This is a genomic window from Nostoc sp. DedQUE07, from assembly GCF_034530975.2.
In the GTDB taxonomy this organism is placed as follows: Bacteria; Cyanobacteriota; Cyanobacteriia; order Cyanobacteriales; family Nostocaceae; genus Nostoc.
This window is the reverse complement of record NZ_JAVRCC020000003.1, coordinates 131,788-144,030: the sequence shown is the minus strand read 5'-3', so window position 1 is coordinate 144,030 and position 12,243 is coordinate 131,788. Positions and strand designations below refer to the sequence as shown.

Here is a 12,243-nt window from a genome sequence, read left to right as displayed (position 1 = left end):
TGATTTGGTTTGAATCGCGGATCTTATAAAAGGACTTTAATGTTGTGGCTAGAAAAGGGAGGGTAAAACTTAGCAACCAAGAAATTCAGGATCGAAAAAACTACATTTTAACTCGCTTGCGATCCGGCTTTACTCGGCTAGATGTGCAGCGCCAATTTGCAGAAAATTATAAATGCACAACTGAAACAGCTCGTGGTTGGATAAATAAAACCTGCGATGAACTAGTTGATACAGATATTAATCAGCGCAAGCGAAATCACGCCGTAATTCTTGAGATGTATCATGCTCAGATTACCGCCTATCAAAACGAGATTATGGCGATGCAGCGAGAGATTGATAAAATTACCGAGCTTGAAACTATTCGTAAATTGACTTTCGCTCAAATCGAAAATGCGTCAGGTGCCCAGTTACGAGAACTTGAGCAAAGAATCAAATCAATTCCAGAACCACGCCTGACAGATAAAGCTTTTTTAATAGAAACTAAATCCCGCATTCGTGAACGGATGTTTAGAGTTATTTCAGAACTCAATCGCCTTCAAGGACACAAAGATCCTGCGACCGAATGGCGCGAAGCTTTGGGACTTTTACTGGATAATAATTTACTTCCTGGAACAGTCGCCGATCGCATCTTACAAGTTATTGATAGTCATGAATCTGAATTAAATAACAAAATACACCAAATCTAATCATGAGAAGGATTAATAGATCGCTTAATGAAAGAAAATTACAAAAAGGTGGGGGTGGTAAGGGTGGAAGTGCTAGTACAGCAAAGTCTAGTACTGCTGCAAAATCTAGTGGTAAACGTCAAAAGTTAAATAGAACAAGTACAAATACAGCTGACAAATCAACCTGGCAAAAACCGCCTACAGAAGCGGTCACTTTCTTTAAAGGACAAAGAGTTCAGGGGGGAGTTAAACAGGATGGGACTGTTTATTGGACTGTAGATGGCTCTACTTCCTATCAAGGCGGCAAGCCGCCGATGCAAGAGATGAGGGATCTTAAAAGGGCGTGGAATGAATACAAGAAAAGCCCCAATGCAAAAAGAAAACTTACTGCATATGTAGCCGATGAAGATGGTAGAGGAGCCGCAAGGTTGAGAATGTATCAAGACTTTGGTTTTAAAATATCCAATCAAATGGGCAACTCAGCGAAAGTAACCCTTAACAACTTTGGCAGAAAACCTCGGCAAAAGTAATCAGAGGAGAAAGAATTCATGTAATTTTAGACAATAGGTGAGCGGCGATTAAAGCCTAGAAGGCTTAAAAACTCTAATTCCGCGATCGCAGATTAAAATACCCTACCAGATGGACGACACAACACTCAAAGATTTTATCGATCTGGCAGCCCGTCAGACCTACCGTAAATTACTTGAAATCGATAGCTCCAACATCCAGGAAAATTTTCCTGCTTCTCGATGAACATAGGAAATCTCAGGCAGAAACTACAAAACGCGGCACTGAGGTCAGCTGCTGTAAATACTTCCCGCACTCAAAGTAAGCACGATCAACGGGAAGCATTCATTGCTGATGTCTACTCGCGTGGGGGAGCGGGCTTTGTTGAGCGAGTAGGACTCTTCGCCACCACTGAGCGTCAATCATCAGTGCGGCTACCGCGTTGGTATCGTGAGTACCTGCTGACGATTGGGGATTTTCGGCTCAACAAGGTTTTGACTACAGGCCCAGCACAGTGCGGAAAAACGCTCGGACACGCCATGTTGTTCGTTGACTGCCTGACCACGGGTAAACTCAACGGCGTTTGGTTTTACGACACCCGCACATCACTCGATCAAAACGTACCGATGCAGTTTCAGCCGGTGGCAGAATCTTGGATTGCTAACATGATGGCAGCTGGGCATAAATTCAATCGGCGTAGCGATCGCTGTATCAACACTCGCTACCAAATCGACCAAGTAAACGGCATCTTCGCCTACGTTTCAACATCTCGCCCCGGACAACGAGACAACGGGACAGCCGCCGCGGGTGGAATGGCCGTATCCTACCAAGCTGACTATGCCTTTCTGGAGGAGCGATCGCAGTATCGAGCGGGTTCTGCTGATTCTATTCCTCGACGGCTGGATGCTTCATTGCTACCCACACGACCAATTAGGGAATTAGGGACGCCAGGAGGAGGGACGGGTATTGAGGAGCAGATGGGGAAAGTTGACCACTTATTTTATCCCCATTACACCTGTACTAAATGCAAACAAACCCTGCCCCTTGACCCTAAAGGCTGTCTGCTGCGGGAGACAGTACAGCGCGATCCTTTGGGGCGAACCAAGAAAACTTACCTGAGCGATTCGGGTCGTCCCATTTCTTGGTTTCACCGCGATGAGAACGATCCGGTGGACAGCGCTTACTTTGCCTGTTCGCACTGTAGCGAGCCAATTACTGATGAGCAGCGCTATGATGCCCGCTTTTGCTGTCGGCATAAGGGGACTGAGTTAGCTAGCTTTCTAGAATCCCTCCCCCCAGGCGTTCCTGAATACACTTGGACGATTGGCATCCACCTTTCACCCCTGACTCGCGAAACTCAATTTAATTTGGCAGCTAAGATGATTGAGGAAGGGATGACCGCCAGCACGACCGATGACTGGCAACAGCAGATGTTAGGACATGCTAGTGAGCATCAAGTTGGTAGCATCAACCCTGAAATGCTCCGAGCTTCGATGGCTTCCCCTGTGCCGCAGAGAAAACCTGAATTGGTTCTGGCTGGGATTGATGTTGGCAGAAGCGAGGACTGGTTGGCAATTGTGGAATTCTATCTTCCCGACAATTATCACCGCCTCACCCGCGCCGAAGTTATTGAAAAAACCATTCGCCATATCAGTTATGCCAGCGATGTTATGCGGAATGACATCCCAGATTTGTTGACTCGTTTCGATGTCAATTTTGGGTTGATCGACAACGAGCCATCGCGCGAATCGTCCATGTATCTGTGCCGTCGGACTTGTCTTGATATGGCAGACCAAATCGCCTACCTCAAAGACCCAGTGCGAAGATCCCAAGTTGCAGATGGTGGCATCACTTACGATTGCTACCAAATCCGCAACGAGAAGTTCATGGGTGCAGTGCTTGAAGGCTTTTTACTCAAGGCCGATGATAATTACCCCCTCTACCGTTTACTCCCAACTTGGGAAAAATGGTTATCAAATCCCAGCGAGCGATCGCCATTGCGGCACTTGATGGGCCCATCACGCGATCCGAAAACTCAGCAATGGAAACGAGGTCCGGGTAACGTTGACGACTTTTACTTTGCACTAGTATTCGCCGAGGCTGCCTTCTACATCAAGCTTGAGGAGATGATGCCAGACAAAGATGATTACGGTCAAGCATCTACTAGCTTCTCTTCTTGGTGGTGACTCTTCACCAAGTAGAGAAGTTTTCGGAATCAAAAACTTGCCAAAGTCTCGACTTCGACTGGCGACCAGTCGAAGTTTATATTTAGCACTTCTTACGGCGACCGTAAGAAGTAGTCAACTTCTTATAGTGACTATAGGAAGTTTTAGTACAAAGCAACTATAACTTTCCCTCTTCAAGAGGGAAAGTTGAACCATAAGTTTGCCGTTGCGCTGGCTAAGTTATGGGTAAAGCCACACGAGTGTAGGGTGAAAATTTAAAACTTTAAGCTAGATTTGTAGCAATTATTTGTTATACCAGCATGAGAATATCAGGAAGCTACAACTTAAAAACTAGTCCTAAAATTTCCTCCTCAGATTTTCAAATTCAGCCAACAAATTTTATAGATTTAGAGGAAATACGACTTCCTATTTCCGGCCCATTTGCGCTTGCAGAAGGGAAACATGGATCTTGTTATATTTATTCATCTTACCCTTCTGAGATTCCCTTATATTTTAGCGTTATAAAAAATGAGGTTCACTGGGGAGAACTGAAAGGAAAGCTGCCGGGGAACCCAGAAAGAGTCAAGCCAGGATATTTGGCTCATATTAAACCTGGTGGCTATAAACTTGTTCCTGTCCAAAATCAATTGCCAGCCCCGGCTATCCGTCAAGAGAAGGTCTTCATCAAGGACGCGATCGCAGAATACTGGGAACTCTTATTGGTAGCAGTACAACGACGATTGGCTACTTGCCCGCCTGGGAAAATAGCTGTTTCCTGTTCTGGGGGTGTGGACTCTTTACTGATATGTCAAGCATTAATGGTATTGGAGATAGATTTTATTCCTTTCACTGCTTGCACAGATTACAATTCTTGGGATATTCAAAACGCTATTTTGGTACTGGAGGCAATGTCGGGGCCTAAACCAGTAGCAGTTTTAATTGATAATGACTTTGTTATTTCTCATGCACAAGAGGCAATGTCGCTATACGAATATCTTGGCCCTACAGATAAATACAATCAAGCAGCAATATCTTATTTGGCTATTGCAAAGGCGGCAGAAATTGCAGGGTGTAGCGCTATTTTTAATGGGCACGGTCAGGATGATGTTCACGGAAATATCCGCAGCATTTATAAAGAATTAAAAAATGAAGACGATTCATACAAACAAGCCCAGATGTGGCGAGACGAAAGAATCAGAGCTTTAAAAGAAATGCTATATCTCTGGAACGATCACAAATTGTTCTCCAGCATATTCAGGCATTATGGTATTCACGTAAGAATGCCTTATTTTGATTGGGATTTAGCAACATGGGCTTTATCTCAACCAATCAGCATTATTCCAGTTGATAAAACTAAACCCTTTGTCAAAAAAGCAGCTAATCTACTACTACCGCCGGGCCCCTGGAACCACTCAACCTACGCTAGTACTGGATATACCAAAGGAGCCGGCTGGGAAAATCCTAAATCTAAGCACTTGTCCGATCTCGTGGAAGAACTTTCAAGAAAGTTTTTTAATCTCCAAAATAGCCAATAACCCATGTCCTGCGCCAATACCTAGCTGTGTATCGTATTCTAAGTTACGCAAAGCGTAGGCTAATTCCGGTTCAATAAAGCTAGCTCTAGGATCGGCAGACAAATGGCAGTTTTTCCAATTTTCACTTTCAGTCATCTCGATAATATTATCAAGAGCAGTTAAGTTTTTCAGTAAACTACTTGATAGATTGTTCTTCACCTCTATTTTTTCTTTAGCTATCTTAGCTTGACAAAACTCGATCAAAGTATTCCATTCTTCAATAATCGTGTTGAAGAATTCATGGATTAGCGGCTCATTTGAATCAGTAATTATACTTTTATCTATAATCAAGTCTTCGAGATTAGTTCGTAACAAAGGGTTAAACAAAGAATTCACAAAACTACGAGTTGGCTTAAGCCCTGTCCTGTATTCTCCGGTATCAATGTGTCGCCCTACTAAAATCGATCTATCCATGACATCTAGAATATTAATGCCGGAGGTAATTGAACTTAGGCTTTTTAAAGAATGTCCCGTCCAAAAGGTCATAGGGAATTTCTCAATATTTAACCTTGTGTTTTTGGGATATAGCCAACTCATTGTATAATCATAAACTGCTGGTTCTTGACCCCAAAAGCCTGGCCACTCTAAGGAATAGCGACCCAGTAGATCCAAAACCACTAAACTATAATCAGTAGTATGTTCTACAATATTTTGTAGCAATTTATGTAATTCTTCGCTGGTGAGATGGCTAAGACTTCCGTAAGAAGAGTAATATACATCAAAGCTTTTCTCTGTGTTAATATTGCCTAAGCCTTCTCGTAAGTCTTGCCGAACAAAAGTTACATTCTTGTTGCTCCCAAATGTCTCCTCAGCCTTTTGAATCATAGACTGATTGATGTCCAGTCCAACATACTCAACGGTATGACCTACTGGCGATAGATTTTGATGTTGCATGATTTCACTTAAAAGCTTAAATCCCTGTCCAGGCCCACAACCAAGATCCAGAATTCGCATTTTTCTTTTGCGCCCTATTTCTACCAGTAAACCGGATAAATGTTTGCCTAAAAACATTTTAGTTAACTCGTTTTCCCATCTAATACGAACATAATCGTACAAAGAAGGAGCTTCTTGAAGTTCGTAATGTCCTTGCTCGATAGCGCAAACGTAGTTTTTTTGTCCTTGCATATTTAATAAATAGAAAAAGTTTTATCTATTTTATCTAAATTATTTTATTTTAAGCACTAATTATTATTAATAAAATGCCTTAAATGCAACCTTTGCTTGCTGGAAATTGTTTGGTAGTATCTACCAATAAAAGCATTTTATCCGCAACGCTGAGTGCGCCCCCTACGAATCCGATTCTCTTGGCTATGGACAACCCAATTTCTATCAAATGCTTGAGCATTGAGCAACCAATTGCTTGGATGCTGTTTCACGGCAAAAGTATGTACAGCCAAAACTACCTAATTAGCCACAGGGGATTAACTTTAATCCACGCGGGCAATATCAACAAGCGATTAGCGACAAAGCTTATGCCACGAACACTACTATCTACGCAGGTAATCATTGGAAGTATTGAAATTGTTGGCTGCCGTTGGTCGGATCAACCTCAAGAGGGATGCGACGCATATAGCTATCACTGGTATTTTGAGAAGCCAAGCTTATGGGATAAAGAAGTGCCCTTTGTAGCGAAAAACCCCTTTTTTGATATTCCCTTTGAGCTAATAGAAAGTCATGGTTTGAAGATATAAATGTGTAGTTTTAGTTGCGATCGCCTAATTAAAACAGTCGAGGACAGAATCGAAAAGCACAAACAAGATTTTCGTCGATCGCCAGAATTCATAGTGCTCACCAGAGAATACTATGAGTGCTTTATCTGCTATCAAGCTAAGATTGATCCTGGCTCTGATATTTTTGTTAAGAAGTTCCAAGGAATTAGCTTAGTACTAATTTTTGGGCACGACATATTAGAGCTTGCTGGAAGACCCAGTGATATGTATTTCTATGAACTTAACAATAACAAATCAAATTAATCCAACTCTTGTAAAATTAGCTGCCAATCCTCTTCTTCTAATTTTTGGGCTAATTCCCAATCATCCTCGGAATAATTATCATAGTATTCTTCGGTTAATTCAAAATCTGTTAATTCAACGTCCCCAGCAATTAATTGCTCAACTTCTTCTTTATACAGAGGTTCTGAAGCAATAGCGATATAATCATTGTTTTCGCGATCGTGGAAATCGTCTTCAACAATAATGTAATCGTAGTTTAACTTTAGCTCACCACTAGGGAGGACACCGCGACTACGAACCTTCCAAATTCTTATACTCATTTTGCTAAAGCTGGAATTGAATTATTTTCTGGAATTAGCACTTGCCAGCCTTGGCGATCGCGGCGAAAGACAAATCCTAATCGATAATGTTCTTTGTTGCCGTATAAAGTACTGGGACTAAGCTCCAATACTTGACTTAACTCTTGATTTGATAATCTGGCATGAGGCGAGGACGCGTACTGTTCAAGCAAGCTTAATCGACTTGATAATTTTTGATAGTTTGCTTGTAAAGTAAGGTTATCAAAAAGAATTAAAGAGCGATCGAGTGAAGGTTTATCTGAATTATCTTCTGTTGGGGATAATTCTTTTAAAAATTCAGCCAACACTTCTTTCCCGGAACACCTGGCTAAGTGATATGCTCGCAGCAACTCAAATTCAACTCCTGAGATGAAAGACTGATTGCCGACTCTTACAGGAGTAATTTTACAGTCTTTTGTATATGTTCCATAAAACAGGCTTTTCCCTATATTCAAAGTAGCCATGACGCTTTTAGTATCAACCCTATCAGCTACTGCAATTTGTGAAACGTCCATAAGATTGACTTTTTTCTATGATGATAAAATCATATCAAAAAGTAGTACACGGAAATCCACGGACTAGCTTTTTATTTAATCAAGAACTTAGCTTATTGGGACTAGAGTGTGTGCCGTGTATATTGAAACATAATCATTTGAACTATTAGTCATTTTCTCCCTTAAACCAGCTTATGACACCATCTGGTTTTTTATGGTTAAACTTTATGGCAATATGTAAAAGTCTTTTCATGTGTAGCAAAATCATGTCTACCAAAACGGAAGAAGCTTTACAATCTCAGACCGAATTGCTTAACAAGTTTTCTGGAATAATTAGAAATTTACTGAAATATATTTCAGCTTTGAAAGAGGATCTACAAGAAACAAAAGCCGCAGCTACTGCCCAACTAGCTCAATTGCTTGGTGTTGATGACTCGACTTCTGCATCCATTTTGGCAAGTAATCCAGACATTCAAGCACTTATAGACGAGGCTACTGCTGCCTTACCCAGCGAGCAGGTTGAAAGCGATACTGCCACTAGTTCTTAATCTTGATTCTGACATCCAGGAAAATTTTCCTGGATGTCAGGTGTGACTTTACCGAGAAGTTTGCCATTGCGGCAAACTTATGGCTCAACTTCGGATAGTCACTATCCGAAGTTGTCCAGAGGATAGTCACTATCCCTTGGCAAGGTTATCGGTAAAGTCATAATCGCTGTTATCCTATCAGCATAAATAATAATCTTTCTGACTTATTAGCCCTCCTTTTTAACCAGCGTGAATGCTGGTTTTTTTACGAGAGAAATTTTGGGGCGGGCGTCATGCCCGTCCGACTAGCAAGATACTAACTTCGATATTTATTTTGAATGCTACACCAGTCTGCATGGCATGACACAAAGAAGCATATTGTTCCTGCAATTTTTTATATTGTTTCTGTGATTCTTCTAAAGTCATGTTTTCCCTAGCAGTAGCGCAGAGCGCAAGCTACTATGGCTCCAGTATCAATGTCAGTTTCCATTTATCAATTCTCCATCAATACAAGCGATTCCCCACTGAGGAAATTTAACCAGCAATTGCTTAATAACAAAATGTAGAGCTGGGTCATCTTCCCAAGATGAAAGCAAGAAGTCAAATCCAGGGCTTTCTCCAATTATTGCTGACATTTTTAGTTTCTCCCTTCGCATCGGACGGAGTTTAGAGTGAGCAGCGATCGCATCAGGCGACCACTTCTGGTCAGTCGCCATTGGGGAACATTCAGCATCCTCTTCCACGCCAACAAGTGAAGGCGATGCACCCTCCAAGGGTGCAATCGCCGTTTCGTTTGGATTAGTAGAATCACACCTCACGAACTCTTTTGAAGAGTTCGTGAGGTGTTCGTGAGGTGTTCGTGAGGGCTGCTCAAGTTTGGTTGAGGGATGGGTTTCAACCGAGATAGATGCTTGATTCGTAGCATCCATCTCTTCTGAATTACTATTTACCTCGTCATTTGTAGAATCTAGTTTTTCAGTTTTAGCATCTGCTTCCCAAAACTCTTTCATGCGACTGCCATGCAAATTCCGCACAATCCAACCAACAGTTTCGCGTCCATCACTTGTAGACTTGTCGGGCTTGAAAAGGAATAATCCAGTTTCTGCTAGGACTTTCTTGGCTTGGATAAAAGTGCTATATCCAAGATTAGTAGTCAACGGCATCCACCGCGAACCATAAGGATCTGATGTCCAACATTCTTGCCACAATTGCGTTACGGATGACTTTTGTCCTGATGCCCAAAGCATATCTTCGACTGGGACAATCACATGAAGCCTCCTATAAGGTGATGGTGTTTTTTTGGTAGTAGGTTTCGTGATAGTAGCAGGCATAAATATAATCCTTAGTTGTATTGGCGCATGGAAAATTCCCTCGTGGCAGCGAGGGTAGTTTCGGTATTTAAGGGCGGCATGAAGGCTACATGAAGGCTAACTATCTGATATTAGATAGTTTAATATTTCGTGGTAGTCGGCGATAGAGTCCGCTTGCCGGATTGTCGTAACTTGTCAATCACTGCCTGATATTTGTTGGCAGGAATATCTCTGGTTGATTCACATCCAAAACCCATGATTACATTTTTTGTTACTTCATCATTCAATCGAAGTTCCTTGCGTGCGATCGCCCATAATTCTCTCCTTTGATCCTCGCTAATAAGAGGTTGTTTTAAAGTTACGGGGGATGCAGATTTTAGTACCTTTACTGATTGCGAATGCAGTTTTTTTTGAAGTTTATATTGCTCAGAAAGTCGCCGCACTTCTCCACAAGCAGAATCATCGAGCTTGTGCATCTGCTCCCAAAGGTAAGTAATAGTGAAAACTTGGTCGTCGAGATAGCGACCAATCCCCCAAGCTTCTGCCGCATTTTTAAACGCTTCTGCTGCTAGTCGGTCGGGCGGACTCCCCCGCGTCATTTCTTTACCATTGCTGCTGATAACCGAGATGGGAACACTGGCGATCGCTTCTTTTCTGACCCCCAGAATCGTGATGGCACAGCGACAAATAGCTTCGTTTCCCAGGTACTGGATTTCCGAGTAATCGGACATCCACTCTGGGCAAACTTCTTCTAATCTTTCACGGACAGTTTGCCATCCCAAATATACCCACTTCTTGTTATTTCCAGGTATTTCCCTGAATTCGTGAAGATGTGCGGGAAGTGGCTTTTTAAGTTCCGATAAAATGCGGCGCAGTTCCTCCCTAGTTTCCATATCCATACTTAAAATCTCAACACCATGACTTCACTGCGAGGAACAATTATGATTTCGCCTTTTTCTGTGCGAAAACTCCATTGCTCTTGGCTTGTACCATAGTCAACAAACTTATTGAATTTGCACACCTGTTGGTTAATTTCAAAATCTAATCGAGACAATGCTTTTGCCAAGGATATATGGTGTAGCCAGGAAAGTTCTCTATCTTGAATAGCTGATTGAAAACTGGTTTCTAAGAAAGTTGCCAGTTTTATGATTAGTCGCTCCCTTTCTTCGGTCGTCCAAGTCTCCATAGCCGTGGTCAAAGTTTTGTTGCTGCATCTGACAAGTGACGAAATCTCATCCCAGTTATCGGCATCTTTTAACCGCTGCTCCAAACTTGGTACATCAGGAACGCCGGAATAAAAGGCTTCTAAGAAAGAGTTTTTGTTACTGACCTTGTGCTTAAATCTAGGCTCATTAGCGACACTTGCGATCAAATCGTCACCACCGGGAACAACAACCAATCGTTGGTTTTCTTCAAGCTCGATTAAATCAAACCAAATCTTATTTCTTTTAGCACCATCTACCGCACACGACATCCAGCGAGTGTACTGCTTCAAAGTAGAATCGTAGGTTTCATCCCCATCAGGTAACGCTTGCAGTGTCACCCATTCTTGCTTTGCATTCGCCGCGTTGATGTACAACTGCTGATAGGGGTATGACAGCTTTTTAGGATCGGCGATTTCTAGTGCTATCGCGTCTACATCAATCTTCTTCAACCTCTCCAATGGCATTGAGTACACCGCGCCATCAACTTCTAATAAGGCATTATCACCCTCTATTTCCCTTACCCACGAGGCGTAGATTTCCCCGCCGTCGTGCCACTGCACGGGATAGGGTTGTAAATCTGTTTGTTCGGGCGCTTCGACTTCATAATCTGCTTTCGCTGGTTCAACACTTGCAAACTGCTGTTTGAATCTAGCGATCGCAACTGTCGGATCGACACCTGAGAGGATCGTCTTCACCAGTTCGCAATTCACTTCTATGGTTCTCTGCTTCGAGAGTCCCAAGAGTTCAGCCGTTTCGCTGATGAGCTTGCCAGTCTGTGCCGGGACGTTTAGCTCAAACGTCTCGTCCTTCTTCTCGTCTACTGACTTATATTTCTCTCTCGGTTTTGTCGGCAGCTTCTTAATTAGTTCAGTAATCTGCGCTTGCGTTGGTTCGTTCGACCTTATTTCCTCAACAATTGGGGCATAGCGAGGTAGAGGGAGCTTCAGCAGGGTTCGGATATCAAGTTTTGCGATCGCATCAATATGCTCAGATAGATGCTCTTTAAGAAAGTCAGCTAGTTTTACATAAGGCCCGGCGCTGCGGCGATTCCACCCGAAGCTGTTTAAGAATTCCAGGTAATCTTTTGCGGGCATCGTCTCGCGCTTTTCGGCGACTGATAGCCAGAACTCTAGGGACTGCGCGGTTGATGAAAATAGTTTGGAGGGGCTTGGAGCTAGTTCAATAGATGTTGTAGTCATCTCAAACCTCCAAGCAAGCTATTGCCGTGCCCTGTGGTGGAAATTGATCGCAATTCTTGTTCAGCATTTTCGAGGTGTTTTACCACCGACTCAAGCTCAGGCTTTTCACTTACCAAACTGGTAACGGCGTCTAGTAAGTCTTCAAGGGTGTAACCTTCGGTAGCTAAAATCTGCATAAATTCACCCATGAACTGGGTTAAAGCTTGGCAGCGAAGGTCTTGCAGTGTAAATCTGATTTCTCTTTCGTAGTCCATCATTTTCGCATTCTCAAAAATTACACAACATTTACTGATGGGCGCAAGGTGCG

General features: G+C 42.6%; 14 protein-coding genes. 6 read left to right on the top strand and 8 right to left on the bottom strand.

Annotated features, from left to right (window positions below):
* The first annotated feature begins 44 nt into the window (after window positions 1-44).
* The 4 genes from RMZ95_RS03360 (at window position 45) to RMZ95_RS03345 (ending at window position 4,872) form a co-directional block, all read left to right on the top strand.
* A complete protein-coding gene (locus tag RMZ95_RS03360) occupies window positions 45-686 on the top strand; it encodes a hypothetical protein (RefSeq protein ID WP_322685624.1) in 642 nt (213 codons plus the stop codon).
* Between the two features lie 2 nt (window positions 687-688).
* Window positions 689-1,195: a hypothetical protein gene (locus tag RMZ95_RS03355; protein ID WP_322685625.1), complete on the top strand. Its 507-nt coding sequence runs from the start codon at window positions 689-691 to the stop codon at window positions 1,193-1,195.
* Window positions 1,196-1,414: 219 nt separating this feature from the next.
* Complete coding sequence (locus RMZ95_RS03350; RefSeq protein WP_322685626.1) at window positions 1,415-3,358, top strand: hypothetical protein; 1,944 nt, start codon at window positions 1,415-1,417, stop codon at window positions 3,356-3,358.
* Between the two features lie 299 nt (window positions 3,359-3,657).
* Window positions 3,658-4,872, top strand: a complete 1,215-nt coding sequence (locus tag RMZ95_RS03345) for an asparagine synthase-related protein (RefSeq protein WP_322685627.1) — start codon at window positions 3,658-3,660, stop codon at window positions 4,870-4,872.
* On the opposite strand, the gene RMZ95_RS03340 is transcribed toward RMZ95_RS03345, so the two are convergent.
* Window positions 4,837-6,036 carry a class I SAM-dependent methyltransferase gene (locus RMZ95_RS03340; RefSeq protein ID WP_322685628.1) on the bottom strand — a complete coding sequence of 400 codons (1,200 nt, stop codon included), beginning with the start codon at window positions 6,034-6,036 and terminating at the stop codon, window positions 4,837-4,839. The genes RMZ95_RS03345 and RMZ95_RS03340 overlap by 36 nt on opposite strands.
* Before the next feature lie 83 nt (window positions 6,037-6,119).
* On the opposite strand from RMZ95_RS03340, the gene RMZ95_RS03335 reads away from it, so the two are divergent.
* Window positions 6,120-6,602 carry a hypothetical protein gene (locus RMZ95_RS03335; protein ID WP_322685629.1) on the top strand — a complete coding sequence of 161 codons (483 nt, stop codon included), beginning with the start codon at window positions 6,120-6,122 and terminating at the stop codon, window positions 6,600-6,602.
* Between the two features lie 278 nt (window positions 6,603-6,880).
* Here the strand turns inward: RMZ95_RS03335 and RMZ95_RS03330 are convergent, their stop codons facing one another.
* Complete coding sequence (locus tag RMZ95_RS03330; RefSeq protein ID WP_322685630.1) at window positions 6,881-7,183, bottom strand: hypothetical protein; 303 nt, start codon at window positions 7,181-7,183, stop codon at window positions 6,881-6,883.
* On the bottom strand, window positions 7,180-7,716 hold the full coding sequence (locus tag RMZ95_RS03325; protein ID WP_322685631.1) for a hypothetical protein: 537 nt from the start codon (window positions 7,714-7,716) through the stop codon (window positions 7,180-7,182). Before RMZ95_RS03325 ends, RMZ95_RS03330 begins: the two co-directional genes overlap by 4 nt.
* A gap of 245 nt (window positions 7,717-7,961) precedes the next feature.
* Between RMZ95_RS03325 and RMZ95_RS03320 the strand changes: the two genes are divergently transcribed.
* Window positions 7,962-8,243: a hypothetical protein gene (locus RMZ95_RS03320; protein ID WP_322685632.1), complete on the top strand. Its 282-nt coding sequence runs from the start codon at window positions 7,962-7,964 to the stop codon at window positions 8,241-8,243.
* A 270-nt stretch (window positions 8,244-8,513) separates the two neighbouring features.
* On the opposite strand, the gene RMZ95_RS03315 is transcribed toward RMZ95_RS03320, so the two are convergent.
* The 5 genes from RMZ95_RS03315 to RMZ95_RS03295 form a co-directional block, all read right to left on the bottom strand.
* A complete protein-coding gene (locus tag RMZ95_RS03315) occupies window positions 8,514-8,648 on the bottom strand; it encodes a hypothetical protein (RefSeq protein WP_322685633.1) in 135 nt (44 codons plus the stop codon).
* A gap of 53 nt (window positions 8,649-8,701) precedes the next feature.
* Window positions 8,702-9,553, bottom strand: coding sequence for a hypothetical protein (locus RMZ95_RS03310; protein ID WP_322685634.1), 852 nt, complete (start codon window positions 9,551-9,553; stop codon window positions 8,702-8,704).
* 119 nt (window positions 9,554-9,672) lie between these two features.
* Window positions 9,673-10,431 (bottom strand): Rad52/Rad22 family DNA repair protein, encoded by a 759-nt coding sequence (locus RMZ95_RS03305; protein ID WP_322685635.1) that lies wholly within the window; start codon window positions 10,429-10,431, stop codon window positions 9,673-9,675.
* A 2-nt stretch (window positions 10,432-10,433) separates the two neighbouring features.
* Window positions 10,434-11,936: a hypothetical protein gene (locus RMZ95_RS03300; protein WP_322685636.1), complete on the bottom strand. Its 1,503-nt coding sequence runs from the start codon at window positions 11,934-11,936 to the stop codon at window positions 10,434-10,436.
* Window positions 11,933-12,193, bottom strand: a complete 261-nt coding sequence (locus RMZ95_RS03295) for a hypothetical protein (protein WP_322685637.1) — start codon at window positions 12,191-12,193, stop codon at window positions 11,933-11,935. The genes RMZ95_RS03300 and RMZ95_RS03295 overlap by 4 nt, the downstream gene beginning before the upstream one ends.
* Window positions 12,194-12,243 lie beyond the last annotated feature (50 nt).

What these genes read in the sequence shown, in the direction of transcription:
- RMZ95_RS03355 (WP_322685625.1), top strand. Translation starts at nt 689, where the DNA reads ATGAGAAGGATTAATAGATCGCTTAATGAAAGAAAATTACAAAAAGGT.
- RMZ95_RS03350 (WP_322685626.1), top strand. Translation starts at nt 1,415, where the DNA reads ATGAACATAGGAAATCTCAGGCAGAAACTACAAAACGCGGCACTGAGG.
- RMZ95_RS03345 (WP_322685627.1), top strand. Translation starts at nt 3,658, where the DNA reads ATGAGAATATCAGGAAGCTACAACTTAAAAACTAGTCCTAAAATTTCC.
- RMZ95_RS03340 (WP_322685628.1), bottom strand. Translation starts at nt 6,036, where the DNA reads ATGCAAGGACAAAAAAACTACGTTTGCGCTATCGAGCAAGGACATTAC.
- RMZ95_RS03335 (WP_322685629.1), top strand. Translation starts at nt 6,120, where the DNA reads ATGCAACCTTTGCTTGCTGGAAATTGTTTGGTAGTATCTACCAATAAA.
- RMZ95_RS03330 (WP_322685630.1), bottom strand. Translation starts at nt 7,183, where the DNA reads ATGAGTATAAGAATTTGGAAGGTTCGTAGTCGCGGTGTCCTCCCTAGT.
- RMZ95_RS03325 (WP_322685631.1), bottom strand. Translation starts at nt 7,716, where the DNA reads ATGGACGTTTCACAAATTGCAGTAGCTGATAGGGTTGATACTAAAAGC.
- RMZ95_RS03320 (WP_322685632.1), top strand. Translation starts at nt 7,962, where the DNA reads ATGTCTACCAAAACGGAAGAAGCTTTACAATCTCAGACCGAATTGCTT.
- RMZ95_RS03315 (WP_322685633.1), bottom strand. Translation starts at nt 8,648, where the DNA reads ATGACTTTAGAAGAATCACAGAAACAATATAAAAAATTGCAGGAACAA.
- RMZ95_RS03310 (WP_322685634.1), bottom strand. Translation starts at nt 9,553, where the DNA reads ATGCCTGCTACTATCACGAAACCTACTACCAAAAAAACACCATCACCT.
- RMZ95_RS03305 (WP_322685635.1), bottom strand. Translation starts at nt 10,431, where the DNA reads ATGGATATGGAAACTAGGGAGGAACTGCGCCGCATTTTATCGGAACTT.
- RMZ95_RS03300 (WP_322685636.1), bottom strand. Translation starts at nt 11,936, where the DNA reads ATGACTACAACATCTATTGAACTAGCTCCAAGCCCCTCCAAACTATTT.
- RMZ95_RS03295 (WP_322685637.1), bottom strand. Translation starts at nt 12,193, where the DNA reads ATGATGGACTACGAAAGAGAAATCAGATTTACACTGCAAGACCTTCGC.